The following is a 21,258-nucleotide window of genomic DNA, read 5'->3' on the forward strand; positions in this document are numbered from 1 at the left end:
GTCAGGGCGCCAGCCACAGCGTGACGAATTCCTTCTCGTCCGCCTTCGCCGCGGCGATGATCGCCGGGTCTTCGAGCACCTGGTCGGCCGGGCCGTCGTCGGTGACCACCTTCGGCGTGTAGCCGAGCGAGCGGTAGCCGGCGAGCACGGCGGCCGGGTCGTCGCCCAGTTCCGTGATCGCGCCCGGGTCGAACTCGCACACCACGTGCGGCCGGTCGCGGCGCAGCACCTCGGCCAGCCCCGCCAGCGCACGGTGGTCACGGCCCTGCAAATCGACCTTCACCAGGCTGATCCGCTGTTCGGTCACCTCGGGCACGGAATCCAGCCGCACCGCGGGGACTTCGACGCCGGAACCGTCCGTGGTGACGCGGTTGTCGCCGCTGTTGCCCGGGGTCGCCTGCGCCAGGTGCACGGTGCCGGGCTCGTCCCACGCGGCCGACTCGACCACGGTGACCAGCTCGCCCGCCGCGGCGGGCAGGTTGACCTCGACGTTGCGGCGCAGGTACGCGGCGTTGACCGGGTCGGCTTCCACCGCGATCACCCTGGTCACTTCCGGCGTGGCCCGCAGCAGCCGCAGCGTGTGGTAGCCGACGTGCGCGCCGATGTCGAGGAACGCGCCGTCCGCCAGCGAAGCCATCAGCTCGGCCTCGCTGTCCTCCCAGGACCGGTGGAACAGGATCCACGGCAACATGACCTCGTCGACCGGCATCAGCAGCGCGCCGACGTCGCACTGGACGACGTCCGCCCCGCGCGGCACCGGAGCGTGCCGGAGCCGTGCCGCGTCCCGCATCGCGCTGACGTCGAGGGTCACCCGCTGGATGGCCTTCTCGTCGGCGTCGAGCCGTTCGTCGCGGCGCGCGAACATCTTGTGCACGGTTCCCGCGGCGGCTTCGACCTCCGCGCCGACGCCGTCGTAGCCCTCGGCCAGCTTCGCCACGTCCGCTTCGAGATTGCGCAGCGCCAGGTCCGTTTCCGGAGCCTGCCGGCGCAACTCGTTGACCGTGCCGCGCAACGCTTCGAGCCGTTCGCCGAGCGTGCGCGTGGACAGCGCGGCGCGGCGCGATTCGTCGATGTTGCGTTCCAGGCCTTCGATCCGGTCCAGCAACCGCCGGTTGCTGTCCTCGGTCGCCGCGAGCAGCGCGCCCATCACCTGGCGCTGGTGCACGTCGTAGTGGTCGATCGCGCGCAGCACGGCCTTGCGAAGCGCGGGCGCGAGCGGCAGCCGCGACGGCGTGTCCGCTTCCGGCCGCCAGCGCAACGCCTCGGTCGCCTGCTGCAGCGGGCTCAGCGGGTGCTCGGGCGGCGGGACCGCGGCACGCTGCCGCTCCTGCCACGTCTCGTACGCCTGCTCCAGCTCACGCCGCATCCACTCGGCCGCGGTCGCCATCGACCGCTCGCGCAGGATGACCTCCCGGGCGCGCCGGCCGCGGGCGGTCGCCTCGTCCGGATCGTCGGCGATCTGCACCATCGCGGCCGCGGCGGCGGTCAGATCGGGCTCCGCCCACACCGCGTCGGCGTGATACGGGTAGTTGCCCTCGCCGACCGGCACCAGCCGGTAGGGGATCGGCCAGCCGGTGGACGCGTCGAGGAATTCCGTGGTGCTGGAGTAATCCGTCGAGATCACCGGCATCGCCCGGGCCATCGCCTCGGCGACGGTGAGCCCGAATCCCTCGCTGCGGTGCAGCGAAACGTACGCGGTGCTGGTCTCGTACAGCTCGTGCAGTTCGGCGACGCTGAGGTAGCGCTCGATCAGTTCGATCCGGTCGTCGCCTCGAACCACGGCGCGCAGCCGTTCGGCGGCCTGCGGGTGCAGCTTCGAGTTGATCGCCTTGACGGTGAGCCGGACGTCCTCGCGGCCAGGGAACGCGCGCTGGAACGCAACGACTGCGCCCCAAGGGTTTTTGCGCTCCGCGACGCTGTTGAAGTCGAAGGCGAAGAGGAACCGCACCGATTCGCCCTTTTCGCGCGCGGGCGGCGACGGCTCGCCCGGATCGCGCACCGGCACCGGGATCGTCTTGACCGGGATCGTCGAATGCGCGGCGAACGCCCGGCGGCAGAAGTCGCTGACCGTCCAGATCTCGTCGAGCATCCCGAACGCTTCGTGCTGCCACTGCGGGAAGTCTTCGAGTTCCCACGCCCACAGCCCGATCCGGTAGCGCCCGGCACCGACCTCGGGGTGGTTGGTCAGGATCGTGCGCGTCTGGTCCGCGTTCACCGCGAACACGCTGACCGGGAACCGCGGATCGCCGACCGTCGCCGGTCGCTCGATGCCGGTGCGGTTCGAGACCGCCTTCTCCTCCAGCACCGTGGCCACCGGAACGCCGCCGGTCTCGATCGCCTCGAGCACGATCCGGCCCATCTCGCCGAGCCCCAGCTCAGCGGTCAAGTAGCCGAGCAGATTCACGCCGAACTCGTCGTGCGGCGGACGGGTCGCGACCGGTTCGGACGGCAGCGCCCACTCAGGCAGCCCGGCCTCGGAGACGCCGGACCCGGCGCACCAGTGCCGGAAGCCGTCCGCGTCGTCGCCGTACGGGTGGGGGAACGCCATCTGCAGGTCGATCCGCGACGCCCAGATCGCGTGCGTCAGCCGGTTCAGCCCGGCCGCGGCCTGGCCCTGGTCCTCCGGAGTGGCGAGCCATTCGCGCAGCGCTTGCCCGCCGTCCTCGGCGTAGGCGTGCGGCGGCGCGGGCTTCTTCTTGCGCTCGGCCTTGATCCAGCCCTCGCGGAAAACGCGCCGCGCGAGCTTCGGCACCGGCGTGCCGTCCTGGAAGTCCTTGAAGCCGTACGGAATCGAGTCGAGCGACTCCGCGTACCCCGCTTCGCGCAGCTTCGTGCCGTACGAATCGCAGATGGCGCGAAGGTCGTCGTTGTGCGACAGCAGCACCCGCGGCTTGCGCGCGCAGTGGAAGCTGAGCAGCCACGGCTTCTCCGGCCGGTAGCCGCTGAAGTGGAAGAACCGCAGCTTCGCGCCGCCCGCGGTCAGGGTGCCGTCCTCGTCACGGCCGATCGGCCGCTCGTGGAGGTTCCAGTACGCGACGTCGAACCCGGGGTCGGTGACGACGTGGTGCCGGAACAGCGACGGCACCTGGTCGACCCAGCGCTGGTCGGTGAACAGCTGCTGCTCGGGCGCGACGATCGCGTCGTGGCGCAGCCTGCCCGCCCAGAAATCGAGGAACGGCCCGGCGCCGCGGCCGACGCCGATGAAGCCGAGGTTGAACATGCCGGTGCCCATGATCACCGCGTCGTCCGGCTCCATGCCGTCCTGCGGCAACGGGGTCAGAAAGTGCGGCGCGAGCACGATGTCGTGCTCGCGGGCCAGTTCGGCGACCTCGGGGATCGGCGCGAACAGCTCGATGTCCGGGTCGAGGTAGATCGCGGCCTCGGACTCCTTGAGCAGCTCGCGCAGCAGGTACGGCTTGACCGACGTGGCGAGTTCGGTGACCGAGTAAGCGGTCGCCATCCGCAGATAGTCGTCCTCGTCGATGCCGAACGCGGCCGGGCCGACGACGGTGAGTCCGTCGCCGGCCCGGTCCGACTGATCGCGCGGGGCGTCGATGACCGCGATGACGAAGCGGCCGCCCGGATGGTGTTCGAGGTAGGAGCGGGCCAGCACGCGTGCGGCCGGCACATAGTTCCGGGCGACGATCGTGCAGGCGGTGGTCCCGGGCTCAGGCATCGGCGGTCAGCACCGTGAGCTGCTGGTTCAGCGCGGTGGTGAAGTCGGTGGACGTCTGGCTCTTGCCGGACACCTCGACGCGGACGATCACGTTGCCGTGCGCGTAGTGCCCGCGCGACTGGGCCGACTGGCCTTCCTTCGCGTCGATCGAGGTCGCGTACACGCCGTTCGGGGCGGTGGTGTCGCGCTTGGCCCCGTTCGTCGTCTGGACCTCCATCAGCTTCTCGGCCGCGGTCTTCGCCGCGGTCGGGCTGCTGGCCTGGGCAAGGAAGAGCGTGATCAGGTTGCCGTCTTCGAGGTGGTACACGACGAACTTGACCTTCGATGCGCCCGCCGCCTGGTAGGCGCTCAGTTCCTGCGGGTTGAGGTACTGCAGGGTGTCGACCTGCGAGAACGACGTGATGTCGTCGTGCGTCTCGGCCTTGCCCGGCATGGTCGCGACGCCGAGCGGGTCCGGCGGCTTCGGCGCGGCCGAACTCTGCGAGTGCTGCGCGGTGGTCTGCTCGGTGCCGCCGCCTCCGCTGTCGCGGCCCCACAGCCAGTACGCGCCGAAAGCGATGCCGGCCAGCACGACGACGGCGCCGACGATCGCGCCGATCTTCTTGCCGTTGCTCTTCTTCGGCTTGTCGCTGAAGTACTCCGGACCCTGGCGGACCCATTCGGAGTCGCCTCCGGACGGGCCGAGCGGCGGAAGATCGCCGCCGCCCCACGGCGGGGTCTGGTCGCTCTCGGCCGCGTTCCACGGCTGCTGCTGCGGGAAACCCCCCGGCGGCGAGGCCGGCGTGCCCTGCGGGAACCCGCCGGGCGGGGAGTAGTGCGCCTGCGGCTGGTGCTGCTGCGGCTGCACGACCTGAGTGCGCTCGGGACCGGCGTCCGCGGGCGGCTGCTGGGTCTGCCACGACTGCACGACCTGGGTGCGCTCCGCGCCGCCGTCGGCGGGCGGCTGCTGCGGGGCCTGCGGCTGCTGCTGCGGGACGCCTCCCGGCGGGCTGACCGGGGCGATCACCTGGGTCGAGTCCGCGCTCTGGCTCTGCGGCGGCGGGGCGGGCTGATCCTGCTGGCCCACGGCCGAGGACAGCACCTGATCACGCCGGATGCGATAGTCGTCCGCGGAGAGGCGCCCTGACGCGAGCTCCTCGTCCAGCCGGCGCAGCTCCTCCTGCCAGGACACCAGGGCCCCCCTTATCTGTCGGCATGGCGACGGGTCAATGCGTCGGCACTACCCGATTGTGGTGTGACGACGTGGACATTGTGCACGGGTCCGACCCCACGTGACCTGGCGGGTCGCCTTCCGAGCCGGGGTGAGTTCAGCCGGCGGGCAGCGCGGCCGTGACCTTCGCGCGGATCTCTTCCATCCGAGACCGCAGCGCCGCCGGATCCTGGCCGACCGGGCCCGACACGCCGATGCCGACCGACACGCCGCCCGAGGTGTACCAGAAGGCCATCACGCGTCCGGCCGGGCTGCTCCCGGTGTAGAGCAGGTCGGTGGCCGCCGGGCCGAGCGGGCTGCTGTCGAACCCGCCGGTGACGAGGTTCTGCCGCAGCCCCTGGACGAGCTGACCGGCCTGCGCCTTGGACGGCGTCGGGACGGCGATCAGCGTCGTGCCGCCGTCGGTGCCGGCGTAGGCGTGGTAGACGAGCTGGTCCGCGCCTGCCGCGCGCATGAGGTTCGCGTCGGCGTCGGAGACGGCCTTGGCCTGGACCGCCTTGTCCAGCGCCATGGTCGAGTTCTCCTGGCTCGGCGTGCCCTGCAGCGCGGGCAGCTTGTCCTCGAGCGAGGCCGGTTGGGTGTTCGGCGCGGACGACGCGGCGGGCGGCTGCGCGGCCGTGTCGTTCGAGTCTTTCTTGTTGCCGAGGAACCAGATGCCGCCGACGACCAGCGCCAGCACCACGAGCACAGCCAGCGAGAGGAACAGCCAGGTCGGCTTCCCGCGGCGCGGTTTGGCGTCGTCCTCCCAGAGCCGGCGCGGCTCCGGCTGGCCGCCGTTCGCGGGGATCGCGCCGAAGACCGCGGTGGGCCGGTCGTCGGCGGGGCTCGGGGCGGTGGTCGGCCGGTCGGTGGAGAACGGGGTGCCCGGGGTGTGCGAGAAGGCGGGCTGGGGCTTTTCCGCGGGCGGGGCCGCTGCCGCTGAGTTCAGGAACGCTTCGACCGCGGGCGGTTCCGGCGCGGGCATCGCCGGGTTGGTGCTGGCCCATCCGACGACCGGCTGGTTCGGCTGTTGCTGCTGGCCGGGAGTGTGCCACTGCACGGGAGCGACGCCCGGCCAGGTTCCCGGCTGGGCGGGCATCTGCGGCTGCGGCTGGTGCGGCGGGGGCGGGGTCGCCTGGCTCGCCGGAGCGGGCGGCGGCGTGGCCGGGGCCTGCTGCTGGGAGAAGGAGGGCGCGGCCGGGCTGGTCGAGGTCGCCGGGTTGGCGGCGGGCTGCTCCGGTGCCGTGGTGCCGCCGGGCGGAGTGCCCGGCGAGGTGGTGTCCACCCGGAGTGTGGTCGTCGGCTCGTGCTCCGCCATCGTCGTCACGACCTGCGTAGTGCTCGCGCTGTTGTCGGCGGAGGTGCTCGACTCCGCCGCTGCCGGGCTGTCCGATCCGGCAGGCGTCGCCTGGGCGGTCGGCGTGCTCCAGGTGGGTGACTCGCTCGCCGGCGCCGCGTCCTGCCGCAACGGCGACGCCACTGGCGAAGCCGCCCCGCCGCCCGACGCCTCGGCGAGCAATTCGTCGCGCTGGCGGCGGTGTTCGGCGTGTCCGAGGCGGCCGGCGGCCAACTCCGCGTCCAAGCGCCGGAGCTCTTCCTGCCAGCTCATCACGCAACCCCCTGTCACCGGTTCGGGCGACAGTGTTCCACGCGCTCCGGCTCCGTGGGGCTCAGGTGCGCAAGATCAGCCCGGATCTGCCCAGATCAGGCACCCGCCGCGCACGTCCGCCGGGAAAACGGCCGCGTCTCCTACGATCGGGGCATGTCCTCCGCGCGCGGTGCGCTCGCCGCCCTTGCCGTGGATCGGCTCGCCGGTCTCGACATCACCGCTGCCGAACTCGTCGAGGCCGGGGCGCGGGCCGTCGGCGAGGGCCTCGACGCGCCCTCCCTTCCCGAACTGGCTGCCCTCGACCACCGGAACCACCAGGCGGTTTCCGCCGCGTTCTCGCACGTGGTCGAGGAGCTGGGCATCGAACTCCCGGCCGACGCCACCGCGGCCCAATGGCAGCTGCTCGGCGAACATCTCGGCGAGATGGTGCGCGGCGACGTCCGGCTCGCCGAAGCCGCGAAGAGCGTCAAAGCCCTCGACGGACGGCTCGGCCACCCGGCCGCGCTCGCCGAACTGCGCCAGTGGCTGGCGATGCTCGCGACCTGGATTCCGACCGACGTCACGCCGGTCAGCTACTGCGAGCAACAGGTTCTGCAGCAGGCGCGGACGGTACTGGCGGGTCCGTGGCCGCCGGTCACCCGTTAAGCGGCGAAAACTGTCGTACATATGTTCTAAAATTGGCCGTGTGCTGGGGAAACCATCCACCGGAAGGCGGCCGCCCATGACCAGTTCTCAGTCGGCATACGTCACGCTGCCCACGTTCGTCGGGTACAGCGCCAGCAAGGGCCCGTCGCGTTCTTCGTTCGTCCGCAGGCAGCGCCGGCTGTACGAGGACCCGGCCCGGGCGGCGTTCAACTACTACCGGCGCGCGGCGAACGCGGTACGGGCGGGCCGGGCGGCGCGGCAGGACGAGGTGGCCATGCGCGCGCTGGTCAACAACGCCGACGAGCGCACGCGTCCGCATTACGCCGCCATCGCCGAGGGCTGGCTGCGCTATCTCGGCAGGCGCGATCCGAAGCTGATCGAGGTCGGGCGGGCGAGGTTCTCGCTCGGCGAGCTGGAGATCGGCATCAGCCCGCAGCTGGGGCTGCGGAAGTCGAACGGCCGCCGGTTCGCCACCTGGCTGTACTTCAAGGAGGAGCCGCTGACCCGGGACGCCGCGCAGCTCGCGTTGTGGCTGCTCACCGAAGGCATGCCGGATCTGCTGCCGGGCGGGGAGGCGCTGGTCGTGGACGTGCGCCGGGCGAAGGAGTTCACCTTGTCGGCGCGCGACCGGGAGCGGCTGCGGCCGTGGGCGTTCAGCGAGGCGTCGGCGTTCGTCACGCTGTGGCGCGCCGCATAACTGCTCCGTGCATGACCGGCACGCGTCTCGGGTAAGGAACCTGCGGACCGGGGGCGGTTTTCCCGGTCCGCAGGCCACCCGGTCGAGTGACAGCTTGGCGCTCGGCTCCGGTGGACTGGACAATCCCGGCCCCGGACACGAAGCTTTCGGCAGTTTCGAGCCCGGCCGATGACTTCGAGGTCGACAAGTGAACGCTGCTGCAGCCTGGGAGCCGCTCTCGCGAGTGGCTGACGAACCCGCTTGGTATTGGGTGCACGACAAGCTCAGGTTCTGGCCGAGCACCTTCGCGCACGATTGGCCCGGCTTCCATGAGCCGCGCCCGTCGGCTGCCTGGGACCTGTCCACCGGCGAGTACGACCGTGCCTCGGCCGAATTCCGCCTCGGCCCGTACGCGGTGGAAGAGCACGACGTGGCCCGGGCGGTGCTGGCCGCTTTGCAGGAGACCACCGCCGAGGACGAGTGGCTGTGGGTCCTGCATTGGCAGCACCAGTCGTTCAAGTTCTGGCCGCATCGCATGCGGCAGAACGCGCCGTGGCCGGTCTCGGTCTTCCCGCGCGGCGACTACCACCTGTTCCTGGCCGCCGATTTCAGCTACGGCACGCTGGGCCACCCGTGGGAACGCACCCTGTGCGTCTTCGGCGAAAAACTGCTCCCGGCAGTCGAAAAGCACGCCGACGGCATCCTCACGAACCAGTTGCGCCGGGACGGCCAGCCCTCTGCGCTGACCCGCTGAGCACGGCCGCTGCTACCGTCTCGCACGTGTTCGAATACCACGGCTGGGTGACCATCGCCGCCACCGCAACCGGCGACGACGACGCAGCTCTGCTGGAGCGCCTGGTGGAACGAGTCCACCGCTCCCTGCAGAACGCCACCCTCCTGGACCTGGTAGACCTCCGCTGGAGCGAGGGCCTGCCCATGCTCCATCTGGGTGGTCTAGACAAGCACGGCGGAGCCATCACCCCGCAACTCCTGGAAACCTTCGCCCGGGTAGGCGAACTGGCCCCAGGCTCCTACGGCCTCCTGCACATCTGGGACGACCAACACCCAGAACACGACAACGCGTTCCAGGTCTACCGAATGGCAAGAGGCCAGCTAACGGAACAAAAAGACGAACACCTGTCCCCAACCGCCCCCACAGTCCTGGACACCTACGAGCTATAACCAGACTCGTCAGGCCTCGGGAACTCCACGTCTTTTCCGCTTGCTCCGCAAGCTGCAAAGCCCCCAACCCCTGAACCGCAGCCGACCGCACCGCGGGGGTCCGGGGGCTCGGCCCCCGGGTGAAATGGCGAGAGGCCCATGTCCACGCTTTTTGTGGACATGGGCCTCTCGGTCGCGAGCGGATGACGGGATTCGAACCCGCGACCCTCACCTTGGCAAGGTGATGCGCTACCAGCTGCGCTACATCCGCGTTAACCGCTTGGTGCTCGGTGTTGAACACACTCTATACCGTGGCTCCGATGACACTTTCGGGGGCCCCGTTATTGGCGCGGACCTGCTGAGATGTGGTGCTTGCGCGTCACGTCGAGCGCACAAGGGGTGACGACGGGCGCTCTGCTCCGTATGGTGTCCCCAATCGACTTCAGTGGTGAGTCCTTCGGGGGAGGAGGTGCCTTGCCGGATGACCGAGCTGGGCACGGCGCCGCCACCAGCGGCCTCGGAATCCGACGAGCAGGCACTTTTGAAGCGGCTGCGCGACGGCGAGGATGCCGCGTTCGGGGAGTTGTTCGAGCTGCACGCCGCGGCGGTGCGCAGATTGGCGCAGAGTCTCGCGTCGGATCGCTCCGAAGCTGAAGACATCACCGCGGAGACCTTCTTCCGTGTGCTGCAGGCGTTGCGCCGCGGTGCGGGTCCGCGGGATTACGTGCGGGCTTATCTGCTGACGGTCGCGCGCCGGGTGTCGTGGGAGTGGCACGGGGCGCGGCGCGATGTTCCGGTGACTGACGACGAGTTGACGTTCCGCGCGGGCGCCGGGGTGGACACGCCTGCCCGGACGGCTGAGCACACGTTGATCACGACGGCGTTCACGAGTTTGCCGGAGCGGTGGCGGACGGTTCTGTGGCAGACCGAGGTCGAGGGCGAGCAGCCCGCGATGGTGGCTCCGCATTTCGGGTTGTCGGCGAATGCGACTGCGGCGTTGGCGCGGCGGGCGCGGCAGGGGTTGCGGGCGGCGTATCTGCAGGCGCATTTGTCGGTGAACCGGGGTCCGGAGACGTGCCGTGCGGTGGTGGAGAAGCTGGGCGGGTTCACCGCGGGCAGCGTCACCGGCGCGGAGGCGGAGCGGATCAAGGCGCATTTGCTGGGGTGTCCGTCGTGCCGGGCGACGCAGGACGAGCTGCGGGATGTGTGTTCGTCGTTGCGGGCGCATGCCGGGGTGCTGGTGCTCGCGGTTCCGGCGCTGGCCGGGGTCGGGAAGGCCGCCGGCGCGGTCGCGACGGTGAAGAGCGTGGTGTTCGGCTCGAAGGTGAAGGTCGGGCTGGCGCTGGCCTCGACCGCGGCGGCGGGTGCGGTGAGTTTGACCGCCGGTCCGCTGGTGTTCGGGTCGCATCCGGTGCAGAACGTCGGGTTGGGCGGTGGTGCGCCGGAGCTGGCGTTGCAGCCGCCGGAGCAGCCTCCGCCGCCGGCGCAGCAGGGGCCGCGGGTCATCTCCGGGGAGATGCACGGGAGTGCGCGGCCCGCGCATGTGGCGGTTCATCCGGGTACGTCGCAGCATCTGGGCGTGGCCGAGGTGCCGAATTTGCCGCCGGTGCATCAGGCGGCGTCCGGGGAGCAGTCGTCGTCGACGTCGGATTCGAGTGGGTCGACGCCGCGCGATGATCTTCCGAGCCAGGACGGCAGCCATTCGGGATCGCCGATGACGAGCCGGTCGTCGACCACGGAGTCGCGGTCGGATCTGGACACGCCCACGAACTCGTCGAGTCCGGGTGTGCTGAGCACGACGACGGACGACACGACTCGTTCGTCGTACGCTCCGCCCCCCTCGTCGTACGTGCCTTCGCCGGATTCGTACGTGCCGCCATCGGTCACGACCGCCCCGACGGGGTCGGGGCGCGTCGCTCCGGCCGCTCCGCAGTCTTCCAACGCCGCTGGTTCGTCCGGCTGCCCGAAGTCCGCGAAGTCTGCCAAGCCGGTTAAGTCGTCGAAGCCGGTTAAGTCGTCGACCCCCGCCGAGCCCGCGAACTCGGCCAAGACGGACTCCACGTCCGGGAACGATGTCACCGGTTCGGCCGATTCCTCAGCGGACGCGAGCTCCCGAACAGCCAAAACCCGGCAAACCGCCAGTAACTCTCAGTGAGCACCTCGCGCTCGACGGCACGGTCACGGTAACGTTGACCGAGTTCGACGTCGCCCGGGAGGCAACAGGATGAACCGGCTGGTGCGCGGCGAAGACGGTCGCCATTGGGTGGTCCGTGCCCAGATGGAGTGGCGGGCTCCCGCCACCGCTGACGATTTCGAACACGACGTCGCAGGCAGTTACGGACCTGGCATCGCGATGATCGTGGTCATGGTGTTCCTGGTGATCGCTTTGGTGGTCTGGACGCCGGATGTCGTGAAGGTGCCCGCGTGGGTGCTGCTGGCGTTGCTGCTGGTGGTGTTGTTCTTCCCGCTGCGGTGGATCCTGCGCCGTCCGTGGACGGTGGTCGCCGAGACCGAGGGCGACGTCGCGGGAGACCGGCCGTCGGAGCGCTGGGTCGGCACGATCCGCGGCATGTTCACCGTGTCCGGCGAGGTGAAGCGGATCTCGAAGACGATCCAGAAGCATTCGCTGCCGGACTTCGACGGTCCGTTGCACCCGGTCGAATAGACCTGGCCGGAACCGGGCAGGCGCGCGAGACTGGTGCCATGCCCGAGTTGCCCGAGGTCGAAGCACTGGCCCATCACCTGCGCGAACACGCCGTGGGGAGCACTGTTTTCCGGCTCGACGTCGCGTCGTTGAGCGTCCTGAAGACCGCGGTGCCGCCGTATACCGAGTTGCATGGCCGCGAAATCACCGACGCGACGCGGCACGGCAAGCATCTGGATGTCGTGCTCGGTGACCTGCACCTGGTGGTCCATCTCGCGCGGGCCGGTTGGCTGCGCTGGTCGGACGCGCTGTCCCCGGCTCCACTGAAGCCCGGGAAGGGGCCGATCTCGCTGCGGGTGCATCTGGAGTCGGCTTCCGGTCCCGGCTTCGATCTGACCGAGGCGGGGACGAAGAAGGGGCTGGCGGTGTGGATCGTCGCTGATCCCTCCGAGGTGGCGAGTGTGGCTCGGCTGGGGCCGGATGCGCTGGCTGTCGATGCTTCGCAGTTGCGGGAGTTGTTCCAGGGGAAGGGGACTCGGCTGAAGTGGGCGTTGACTGATCAGTCGTTGATCGCGGGGATCGGGAACGCTTATTCGGACGAGATCATGCATCGGGCGAAATTGTCGCCCTACGCGACGGTGGGGAAGTTGGACGAGGGGGCGCTGGAGGTTCTGGCCGAGGCGATCCGCGAGGTGGAGACGGACGCTGTTTCGCGGTCGGTGGGGCAGAAGGCCGCGCGGTTGAAAGGGGAGAAGCGGTCGGGGCTTCGGGTGCATGCTCGGACTGGGCTGCCCTGCCCGGTTTGCGGGGATACTGTTCGGGAGATTTCGTTTGCGGACAAGTCGTTTCAGTATTGTGCGACTTGTCAGACCGGGGGGAAACCGTTGGCTGATCGGCGGATGTCCCGGTTGTTGAAGTAGTTCGGCTCGTCGCCTGGCGGCGACATTGCCGTGGGGGTTGCGTGGGGCACCCCGAAGCTTGATTGTGATGACGGTCTGAGGGTGCTTGTCAAGGCGGGAAAGATGCCTTGACAAGCACCCTCAGACCGCATTGTGGCTTCGTATCGGGGTGCGGGGGTGGTGTGGGTGCATCGATCGTTGAGTGCACTGGCTGCGGTTTCGCGGGTGGGTTGGGGCTAGCGCCCCAATGTGGCATTGGGTGCGTGGGACGCACCCAATGTGGCGTTCGGTGCGTCTGACGCACCCAATGTGGCATTGGGGCGCGCCGGAGGCGGGACGGCGAGCGGTGGGCTGGTCGTGAGGGGAATCAGAGTCCGTGAGGGTTCCCCTCGCGGACGTGGGCCGGGTGCGTCGGTAAGCATCGGGGCTTGGTCTCGCAGGTGAGGGCTGGGCGGCATCGTCAGGAGTCGGCTTCATGGGGCAGGGGAGTTGGCTTCTTTGGTCCGGAATTGGCATTGCCGCGAGGGCGCTGGCCACGGGTCCAAGTGTCGGGACCGCCAAAGAACCCTCATCCGCACTAGCCAAGCAGTGAAGGGTCCCTTCGCTGCTAACCGTCCGTAGTGATGAAGGGTCCCTTCACTCCCACTCATTGGCGACCCACAGCCACCGCCACCACCCGAATGGCGCAAGATTCTCACGCTCACCGGGAGTGACGGTAGGGTTTGCCCACTCTCGGCGTCGCTACTGGACAGAAAGTGGGGAGCAGACCTTGCACCCGGTCGGTCGAGCGCAGAGCATGGACGTCGTGTCCGACTTCCCCTATGCGCTGGTCGTCCCGTGGGTTCTGGTCGGCATCCTGGTGATCGTGGTGCTGGTCCTCGCCTTCCGGGCGCGCCGGCCCAAGGGGGTCATCCAGGACGCCGTTCTCCAAGCCGTCCACCGGATGTCCAAGGCCACGCCTAACTTGCGGGCGGGGCTCGACGAGGAGGCCGCCAACCGGATGACGGCGGAGCTGCTCGAGGTGCTCGACTGTCTCGCCGTCGGCATCACCGACAGTGAAGGCACGCTGCTGTCCTGGGCGGGCGAGGCCACTGACCACTATCTGGACGTCGTCGATGACATCGGGACCGCGTTGCGCAAACACCGGCGCGCCGTCGCTGATCACAACAAGATGCCGTGCAATCACCGTGGCACTTGCAAGATGAAGACGGCCGCGATTGTCCCCATTCTCGTTGAGGGCGAGGCCGAGGCGACGCTGATCGTCGTCGGGCGCACGCGCGGCAAGCTGGTGCAGATGGCTGAGGCGGTGGGCCAGTTCGTTTGCACGCAGTTCGAACTCGCACGGCTCGAAGAATCGCGCAATCAGCTGCAGCAGGCGGAAATCAAAGCACTGCGCGCGCAGATCTCGCCGCACTTCGTTTACAACGCGCTCAACACGATCTCCGCGCTCATTCGCACCGATCCGGAGGAAGCGCGCGAACTGCTGCAAGACTTCGCGGACTTCACGCGCTACTCGTTCCGCACGTCCGGCATGTACACCACGCTCGCCGAGGAACTGCGCAATATCGACCGGTATCTGACCATCGAAAACGCTCGCTTCGGCGGTCGGCTCGAGGTGCGGATGAAGATCGCGCCCGAGGTGTTGAGCGTCGTGGTGCCGTTCCTGATCATTCAGCCGCTCGTCGAGAACGCCGTGAAACACGGCCTGGCCAGCAAGCCGAGCGGCGGGTGCGTCACGGTGATCGCGCGGGACGACGGGCACGAAGCGCTGATCACGGTCGAGGACGACGGCATCGGCATGGACCCGCGGCAGCTCACCGATCTGCGCAACGCGCACCGCACCGGCGCGCACGTCGGGCTCGGCAACATCAACCAGCGCATGCGGCAAGTGTTCGGCGAGGATTACGCGCTCACCGTCGAAACCGCGCCGGGTGCGGGGATGAAGGTCGCGTTGCGGGTGCCGAAGTTCAAGCTCGGCGTGCGGCCGAACATGCCGGACTACTCCGCCGACGTCCCGCAGCAGCCGCTGCCTCCGGTCGAGCCGGAACCGGAACCCGACGGAGTGCACGGCTCGCGTTCGGGAATGCTGCCCGCGCACTGAACTGGTTAGCCTGGGCAGATGAGCGTGACCGACAAGCTGACTTCCCGCCTTCCCGTGCTCGGCGACCGGGGCGACCGCAAGGACGTGGTCGCCGTCGTGAAGCTGCACGGCGTGATCACGCCGACGCCGTCGCCGCTGGCTCGCGGCGCGATCAACCTCAGTGCCGTCGAATCCGCGCTCACCAGGGCGTTCGCGCACGACCGGCTCAAGGCCGTCGCGTTGCAGATCAACTCGCCCGGAGGTGCGCCGACGCAGTCCGGACTGGTCGCGGAGCGGATCCGGCAGCTGGCCGACGAGAAAGGCGTGCCGGTGCTGGCGTTCGCCGAGGACGTCGCCGCTTCCGGCGGGTACTGGCTGGCCTGCGCGGCCGACGAGATCTACGCGCACCGCACGTCCATGGTCGGCTCGATCGGCGTCATCAGCGGCGGGTTCGGGTTCACCGGGCTGCTCGAACGCTTCGGCATCGAGCGCAGGCTGCACACCGCGGGCGCGAACAAATCGCGGCTCGACCCGTTCAGCCCGGAGAAGCCCGAGGACGTCGAGTGGCTGAAAAACATGCACAGCCAGCTGCACGAACTGTTCGTCGAATGGGTCAAGGAACGGCGCGGCGACCGGCTGACCGATTCCACCGATCTGTTCACCGGAGACGTCTGGCTCGGGCACAAAGCGGTCGAACTCGGACTGATCGACGGGCTCGGTTCGCTGCGCGAGATCGTCAACAAGCGTTACCCCGGTGCCGAGATTTCCGTGGCGGAGCCGAAGAAACCGCTGCTCGCCCGGCTCGGGATCGGGGCGCCCGCGGCAGCGAGCGCGCTGCTGGACGCGGTGACCACGAAGGCGGCCTGGTCGCGCTTCGGGCTCTGAGGCACAGGTGAGTGGCGACTCCGGTACGCCACCCACAAGGTGCACTCTCCGATCGGGTCTGGACAATGCACCTCGCAATCGGCAGGATGCGTCTCACTGTGAGTGCTCACGACGACACCCGGAAACTCATCGTCCTTGCCGTGGACGACGAGCTGGCCGGGCTGGACGAACTCAGCCACGGACTCCAGAACAACCCGCACATCCACCGCGTTTTCCAGGCCTCGGACGCCTCCGACGCGCTGCGGCTGTTCTCGCACGACGACCCAGAACTGGCTGCCCGGCGGGCAAGCGGCCTGCCGACGGTCGACGCCGTGTTCGCCGACATCGACATGCCCGGCCTGTCCGGCATGGAGATGTCGCGCGTGATCGCGGCGATGAACCCGTCGCCGGTACTGGTGTTCGTCACCGGGCACGCCGAGGAAGCGGTGAACGCGTTCGACCTCGGCGCGGTCGACTACGTCCTGAAGCCGTTCCAGCAGGACCGGCTCGACCGGTCGGTCGCGCGCGTGCGCGAGAAGCTGGCCACGGTCGCGGGCCCGCCCGCGGGCCAGGGCGGCGCCGAGCCGGTGAAGAACGACGACGAGGTCATCCCAGTCGAACTGGCGGGAACGACGAAGCTGATCCCGCGCTCGTCGGTGCGCTGGGTGGAAGCGCAGGGCGACTACGCGCGGCTGTTCACCACCGAGGGCAGCCACCTCGTCCGGATCCCGCTCGCCCAGCTGGAAGAACGCTGGGAGAAGGCCGGATTCGTGCGGATCCACCGATCGTTCCTGGTCGCGCTGCCGCTGATCACCGAAATGCGGATGGGGCAGGGCGGCTACCAGGTCGTGATCGGCAACGAGGAGAAAGTGCTGCCGGTCAGCCGCAGGCACACCCGGGCGCTGAAGGACCGCATCGTCGGCTCCGGCCGGGGCGGCTAGCCGTCGATGTCCTCGCCCGAAGACCCTTACCACCGGCTCGAGAACGGAGTCCGCAAACCGGACCCGACGCTGGGCGTGCGGCCGGAGGACCGCGCGGTGGTCGAACCGGTGCCGCCCGCTCCCGAACCGGCTCCGCGCTCCAGCGAACCCGCGCATGTGCGGCCGAAACGGGAGCGCGTGGTGCTCGCCGATTCGCGGCAGTCCTCGGCGCGGATGCGCGGGCGGGTCGAGCTGGAAGAACAGACCAGCTGGGGAAAACTGCTGGTCCGCGACCTGGTGAAGGTGCAGCTGCGCACGTCGGTGTGGCTGGCGGTGCTCGTGCTGGTCGTGCTCGGGACGCTGCCCGCGCTGTTCTATTTCCTCCCGGCGGTCGCGCGGTTCACCGTGATCGGCATCCCGATCCCGTGGCTCGTGCTCGGCCTGCTTCCGTTCCCGTTCCTCTTCGCCGTCGGCCTCTGGTACAACCGGCTCGCCGAGCGGCACGAACGCGACTTCGTCGACATGATCGAGAACTGACCCGCGCGGGGGATGCGTTCGCTGGTGGCGGCGCGTCCCGGAAGTGCGTGGTCGTGCGAGGATTCACGCCGTGCAGCTGACCCCGTGGACGTTGACCGGCCTCGTGCTGGTCGCCTTCGCGACCTACTACCTTGGCTTCCGTTCGTCGCGCGGGGCCACCAGCACGCACGACTTCCTCGTGGCCCGCCGAACCGTGCGCTCCAGCCGCAACGCCGCGGCGATCTCCGGCGAATACCTGTCCGCGGCGTCGTTCCTCGGTGTCGCGGGCATGGTGCTCAAGCAGGGTGCCGACGCGACCTGGTACCCGATCGGCTTCACCGCCGGATATCTCGCGCTGATGCTGTTCGTCGCCGCGCCGCTGCGCCGATCCGGTGCGTACACGCTGCCGGACTTCGTGGAAGCCCGGCTCGGCTCGCGAGGCCTGCGCCGATTCGCCACGGCGGGCGCGGTATTCATCGGGATCCTTTACATGGTCCCGCAGTTGCAGGCCGCCGGTTTGACGCTCGCGCAGATCGTTCCGGTGCCGGCGTGGGCGGGCGCGCTCCTCGTCATCGTCTTGGTCGCGGTCAACGTGATCTCCGGCGGGATGCGCGCGATCACCGTGGTCCAGGCGTTCCAGTACTGGCTGAAGCTGTTCGCGATCGCCGTGCCGACTTTCGTGCTGTGCATGGTTTTCTTCGCCGGCGGCGGCCCAGGCGGCGTGCGTGCGCTAGGTGCGCCCGCGCCGCCGGTGTTCCCGTCGGACACCAAGGTGACGGTGCAAACCGACGTGACCGTGAAGGTCACCACCGAGACGTTCTTCTACGCACACGGCCACATCGACAACGGTCCCGCGGGCGGCATGGCGCGCTGGTCGCCGCTCGTGCCGCACAAGGTGTCCTCGGGGACGACGCTGGAATTCGCCGCGGGCACGCCGGTGCCGATTGTGAGCGACGCGCCGACGACGAACGACGCCTGGCTGCATCCGGCGTCGAGCGGCATCACCGATCTGCTGCAGACGTACTCGCTGATTTTCGCGCTGTTCCTCGGCACCATGGGCCTGCCGCATGTGCTGGTCCGCTTCTACACCAACCCCGACGGCAAGGCCGCGCGCCGCACCACCGTGCACGTGCTGTTGCTGCTCGGGCTGTTCTACCTGTTCCCGACGATGCTGGGCGCGCTCTCGCGGATGTACGTGCCGCAACTGCTGCTCACCGGCAACACCGACGCGGCCGTGCTGCTGTTGCCGACCGCGGTGTTGCCCGGCTGGCCAGGTCAGATCCTCGCCGCGGTGACGGCGGCGGGCGCGTTCGCGGCGTTCCTGTCGAGTTGCTCGGGGCTGCTGGTGAGCGTGGCCGGCGTGGTGTCGACGGACCTGCTGCCGGGCCGGGTCAAGGACTTCCGGGTCGCGACGCTGCTGGTCGCGATCTGCCCGATGGCGCTCACGCTGATCTTCCGCACCGAGGACATCTCGCTGTCCATCGGGATGACCTTCGCGCTCGCCGCGTCCACGTTCAGCCCGCTGCTGCTGCTCGGCATCTGGTGGCGCAAGCTCAGCTGGCCAGGCGCGCTGGCCGGGATGGTCGTCGGCGGCGGGATGGTGCTCGGCGCACTGGCGTACAACATCGTGTGCGAGTACACCGGAGACAAGATGCCGTGGTTCACCGTGCAGCCCGCGCTGATCTCGGTGCCCTCGGCGTTCCTGGCGACCTATGCGGTGAGCCGGCTGACCAGGTCCGGCCGCCCGGAACTGGTGAACGACATCATGCTGCGCCTGCACGCTCCCGACCCGCTCGGCCTGATGCGCGACCGCGCGGTCGCCCGGTTCGGCCAGGCCGACGAGAAGCTGCGGGCCGGCCGGGGACGCCACCGCAAGGCTTAGCGGTTAGCGTTCCTCACACGCGTACAACGTCATGACATGGGAGCATGGAACCTGTGGTGAGCCCTGCTGAAATTCCGACCGCTGAAGTCCGCGACCTTCCCGCGGACGTCGCACTGCTCGACGTCCGCGAGGACGACGAGTGGGACGCCGGGCACGCCCCCGCCGCGGTGCACATCCCGCTCGGCGAACTGCCCGCGCGCGTCGGCGAACTCGCCGAATTCCCCGAGGACAACCCGGTCTACGTCATCTGCCGCTCCGGCGGCCGCTCGGCGCGCGCCGCGGCCTGGCTGAACGCGAGCGGCTGGGACGCGGTCAACGTCGCGGGCGGAATGGGCGCCTGGGCGCGCGAAGGCCGCCGCATGGTGAGCGAAAACCCCGACGCTGAACCCGAGGTTCTCTGACGGATGCCTGCCCAGTCTGTTCCCGAGCCGCCGGAATCCTCGGATCCGGCGTCGTTCGTTCCTGGCTTCGGCCGGGACGAGGGGGAGACTGGGGACGCTTCCCGGCCTGGTGACGCTGGTCGAGGCGGGGCTGCGGACGGTGTTGGCGGAGCCGCTTCTGGCCAAGGGCCGGGCCAGGCCGGACCTGCTTCAGGCTGGGCTGACTCCGCTCCGCAGCCCGGCGCGCCGCCGCATCCTGGTCAGCCCGGTGCCGAGCATCGAGGCGCGCAGCCGTATCCCGCGCAGTCTGGCGGCGTGAATGCCGGGCCGACGGGCTTCGGCCAGCCGGGCCTGGTGCCGCAATCGGGTGCGCAGCCGTATCCCGGCCAGCACTCGCCGCACCCTGGGCACTGGGCACCGCAGCAGGCCGGGCCGGTGCATCCTGGCCAGCAGTTCGCCCATCCGTACCAGCAGTACCCGGCGCAGGCCTACCCGCCGCACGCCGCGTACGCGCGTCCGTTCACCGCCGCTCCGCAAGGCGCGGTCCATCGACCCGCTCCGCAGCAACCGCAGCCGAGTCCGCCGAAGCGAGCGGCCAAGCTGCGCTGGGTCGCGTCCCCGCCGCCGAGCGCCGTTCGCCGTCGCCGTGCCGTGCCCGCGACGCCCTACTCCGGCCCGCCGTCCTATCCGGTGCCGCCGCGCTGGGGCTTCCCGAATCTGACCTGGCGCCGTCCGACGAACGTGCCCGGCACCGCGTCCGGCGAAATCCGGCCGATCGACCGGATCCCGGTGCTCGCGCGGAGCCTCACCACGATCCTCTGGACGTTCGCCGTCCTCGCCGTGATCGCGGCGGGGGCGGAGATCTGGCGGTACGCGCTCCTCGTGGAAAGCCGCGATTCCGCGCTGAACACCGGTGTCGTCGGATTCTCCGACGCGTTCGTCATGCTCGCTGGCCTGCTCACCACGATCTTTTCGCTGCTTCCCGCCGGACTCTCGGTCTGGTGGCTGCTGGTCGCCCGGCAAGCGGCCGCCGACGAGGCCGACGAAGCGCCGCCGCGGCCGGTCTGGCAGGTGCTCGTGGGCGTGCTGGTGCCGATCGTGAACCTGCCGCTCGCGTTGTCCGTGGTCAGCGAGCTGGAACACGCCGTGCTCCGCCGGCCCCGGGACAAGCGGCCGAAGCCGTCGCGGCTCGTGCTCGGCTGGTGGGGCGTGTGGGTGGCGAACTGGGTCCTGCTGATCGTCACGATCATCTGGCGGATCCGGCCGGGTGTGCAGGCGATGGCGGACAGCGTCCTGCTGGTCGCGCTCACCGATCTCGCCGCGGCCGCGCTCGCGGTCGTCACCGCGCTGGTGATCCGGCGGTTCTCGCATCTGCTGATGCCGATCGCCCCGGAACGCCTGCGCGACTTCCGCGTGCTCAAGATCGAGGGCGCGCCGGAGCCGGAGCTGCGGACCGCGCGTCCGGTCGGCGCCGCGCGCTAAAGGTCGCCGAGCGCCGGTTCCAGCTGGCCGAACGCGACCGCCGCGGAATCCCGGATCTGCTCCACGAGGTCGTCCAGCTTGACGTCCTGCCAGGTCAGCTTCCAGACGTCGTCGAGAAGAAGCCGCAGCACCGACGTGAGGTGCGCCCCGGCCGTCCGCGACAGCATTTCCCGATCCGGATGCCGGTCGAGCAGCGCGGCGACGAGCTCGAATTCCCGGTCGACGTGCATGTCCCGGAGCGCTGAGGTGAGGCGTTCGCTCTGCCGCACCATCCGCACGAAGGACACGTCCGCGAACCCGAGCATCGGGCTCGCCTTGTCCAGCTCCGCGAAGCAGCCGTCCCGCACGGCGATCAGCGCCGGCGTCTCCGGGTTGGCCCGGACCAGGTTCGCCGGCCAGTCCACGAAGTCATTCCGGATGTCGAAGACGAGGTCTTCCTTTCGGCTGAAGTGATTCGTCACGGTCATTTTGGCGACCCGCGCCGCCTCCGCGACCTCGGCGATCGTGACCTGGTCGAACCCGCGCTGGATGAACAGCCGCGTCGCCACCGCCGAGATCGTCTGCCGCGTCTCCAGCTTCTTCTGCTCCCTGAGGCTCACCCGGCCAGTGTACTAGGTCCGACCTAAATTTGTGCT

General features: G+C 69.6%; 19 protein-coding genes and 1 tRNA gene. 15 read left to right on the forward strand and 5 right to left on the reverse strand.

Annotated elements, in window-relative coordinates:
• Position 1: 1 nt before the first annotated feature.
• The 3 genes from H4281_RS26280 to H4281_RS26290 form a co-directional block, all read right to left on the reverse strand.
• Positions 2-3,676 (reverse strand): FkbM family methyltransferase, encoded by a 3,675-nt coding sequence (locus tag H4281_RS26280; protein WP_182893600.1) that lies wholly within the window; start codon positions 3,674-3,676, stop codon positions 2-4.
• Entirely contained in the window at positions 3,669-4,847 is a 1,179-nt protein-coding gene (locus H4281_RS26285; protein ID WP_182893601.1) for a flagellar basal body-associated FliL family protein, read from the reverse strand. Before H4281_RS26285 ends, H4281_RS26280 begins: the two co-directional genes overlap by 8 nt.
• 136 nt (positions 4,848-4,983) lie before the next feature.
• Complete coding sequence (locus tag H4281_RS26290; RefSeq protein WP_182893602.1) at positions 4,984-6,474, reverse strand: hypothetical protein; 1,491 nt, start codon at positions 6,472-6,474, stop codon at positions 4,984-4,986.
• A gap of 153 nt (positions 6,475-6,627) precedes the next feature.
• On the opposite strand from H4281_RS26290, the gene H4281_RS26295 reads away from it, so the two are divergent.
• The 4 genes from H4281_RS26295 to H4281_RS26310 all read left to right on the forward strand — a co-directional run bounded on the left by H4281_RS26295 (position 6,628) and on the right by H4281_RS26310 (position 8,977).
• Entirely contained in the window at positions 6,628-7,119 is a 492-nt protein-coding gene (locus H4281_RS26295) for a hypothetical protein (RefSeq protein WP_182893603.1), read from the forward strand.
• A gap of 76 nt (positions 7,120-7,195) precedes the next feature.
• Positions 7,196-7,816 carry a hypothetical protein gene (locus H4281_RS26300; protein WP_182893604.1) on the forward strand — a complete coding sequence of 207 codons (621 nt, stop codon included), beginning with the start codon at positions 7,196-7,198 and terminating at the stop codon, positions 7,814-7,816.
• Between the two features lie 223 nt (positions 7,817-8,039).
• Positions 8,040-8,549, forward strand: coding sequence for a DUF2716 domain-containing protein (locus H4281_RS26305; protein WP_182893605.1), 510 nt, complete (start codon positions 8,040-8,042; stop codon positions 8,547-8,549).
• A 26-nt stretch (positions 8,550-8,575) separates the two neighbouring features.
• Positions 8,576-8,977: an Imm7 family immunity protein gene (locus H4281_RS26310; RefSeq protein WP_182893606.1), complete on the forward strand. Its 402-nt coding sequence runs from the start codon at positions 8,576-8,578 to the stop codon at positions 8,975-8,977.
• A gap of 177 nt (positions 8,978-9,154) precedes the next feature.
• Here H4281_RS26310 and H4281_RS26315 read toward each other — a convergent pair.
• Positions 9,155-9,227: transfer RNA gene (locus H4281_RS26315), tRNA-Gly, on the reverse strand.
• Between the two features lie 210 nt (positions 9,228-9,437).
• Between H4281_RS26315 and H4281_RS26320 the strand changes: the two genes are divergently transcribed.
• The 11 genes from H4281_RS26320 to H4281_RS26370 all read left to right on the forward strand — a co-directional run bounded on the left by H4281_RS26320 (position 9,438) and on the right by H4281_RS26370 (position 20,623).
• The gene (locus H4281_RS26320; RefSeq protein WP_182893607.1) at positions 9,438-11,111 is read left to right on the forward strand and encodes a zf-HC2 domain-containing protein; all 1,674 of its coding nucleotides are present in this window, start codon (positions 9,438-9,440) and stop codon (positions 11,109-11,111) included.
• A gap of 69 nt (positions 11,112-11,180) precedes the next feature.
• Positions 11,181-11,621, forward strand: a complete 441-nt coding sequence (locus H4281_RS26325) for a DUF983 domain-containing protein (RefSeq protein ID WP_067578516.1) — start codon at positions 11,181-11,183, stop codon at positions 11,619-11,621.
• Between the two features lie 38 nt (positions 11,622-11,659).
• Positions 11,660-12,520, forward strand: a complete 861-nt coding sequence (locus H4281_RS26330; RefSeq protein ID WP_182893608.1) for an Fpg/Nei family DNA glycosylase — start codon at positions 11,660-11,662, stop codon at positions 12,518-12,520.
• Between the two features lie 775 nt (positions 12,521-13,295).
• On the forward strand, positions 13,296-14,600 hold the full coding sequence (locus H4281_RS26335; RefSeq protein WP_182893609.1) for a sensor histidine kinase: 1,305 nt from the start codon (positions 13,296-13,298) through the stop codon (positions 14,598-14,600).
• 18 nt (positions 14,601-14,618) lie between these two features.
• Positions 14,619-15,464 carry a S49 family peptidase gene (locus H4281_RS26340; protein ID WP_182893610.1) on the forward strand — a complete coding sequence of 282 codons (846 nt, stop codon included), beginning with the start codon at positions 14,619-14,621 and terminating at the stop codon, positions 15,462-15,464.
• 86 nt (positions 15,465-15,550) lie between these two features.
• The gene (locus tag H4281_RS26345) at positions 15,551-16,384 is read left to right on the forward strand and encodes a LytR/AlgR family response regulator transcription factor (protein WP_182893611.1); all 834 of its coding nucleotides are present in this window, start codon (positions 15,551-15,553) and stop codon (positions 16,382-16,384) included.
• A gap of 6 nt (positions 16,385-16,390) precedes the next feature.
• Complete coding sequence (locus H4281_RS26350) at positions 16,391-16,900, forward strand: hypothetical protein (protein WP_182893612.1); 510 nt, start codon at positions 16,391-16,393, stop codon at positions 16,898-16,900.
• A gap of 70 nt (positions 16,901-16,970) precedes the next feature.
• A complete protein-coding gene (locus H4281_RS26355; RefSeq protein WP_182893613.1) occupies positions 16,971-18,761 on the forward strand; it encodes a sodium/solute symporter in 1,791 nt (596 codons plus the stop codon).
• A gap of 44 nt (positions 18,762-18,805) precedes the next feature.
• Entirely contained in the window at positions 18,806-19,162 is a 357-nt protein-coding gene (locus H4281_RS26360) for a rhodanese-like domain-containing protein (protein WP_182893614.1), read from the forward strand.
• Between the two features lie 109 nt (positions 19,163-19,271).
• The gene (locus H4281_RS26365; protein WP_182893615.1) at positions 19,272-19,460 is read left to right on the forward strand and encodes a hypothetical protein; all 189 of its coding nucleotides are present in this window, start codon (positions 19,272-19,274) and stop codon (positions 19,458-19,460) included.
• Positions 19,461-19,576: 116 nt separating this feature from the next.
• Positions 19,577-20,623 (forward strand): DUF4328 domain-containing protein, encoded by a 1,047-nt coding sequence (locus H4281_RS26370; RefSeq protein WP_370648234.1) that lies wholly within the window; start codon positions 19,577-19,579, stop codon positions 20,621-20,623.
• Here H4281_RS26370 and H4281_RS26375 read toward each other — a convergent pair.
• A complete protein-coding gene (locus H4281_RS26375; RefSeq protein WP_182893616.1) occupies positions 20,620-21,222 on the reverse strand; it encodes a TetR/AcrR family transcriptional regulator in 603 nt (200 codons plus the stop codon). The genes H4281_RS26370 and H4281_RS26375 overlap by 4 nt on opposite strands.
• Between the last annotated feature and the right edge of the window lie 36 nt (positions 21,223-21,258).

The sequence above is a fragment of the Amycolatopsis dendrobii genome, from assembly GCF_014145675.1.
In the GTDB taxonomy this organism is placed as follows: Bacteria; Actinomycetota; Actinomycetes; order Mycobacteriales; family Pseudonocardiaceae; genus Amycolatopsis; species Amycolatopsis dendrobii.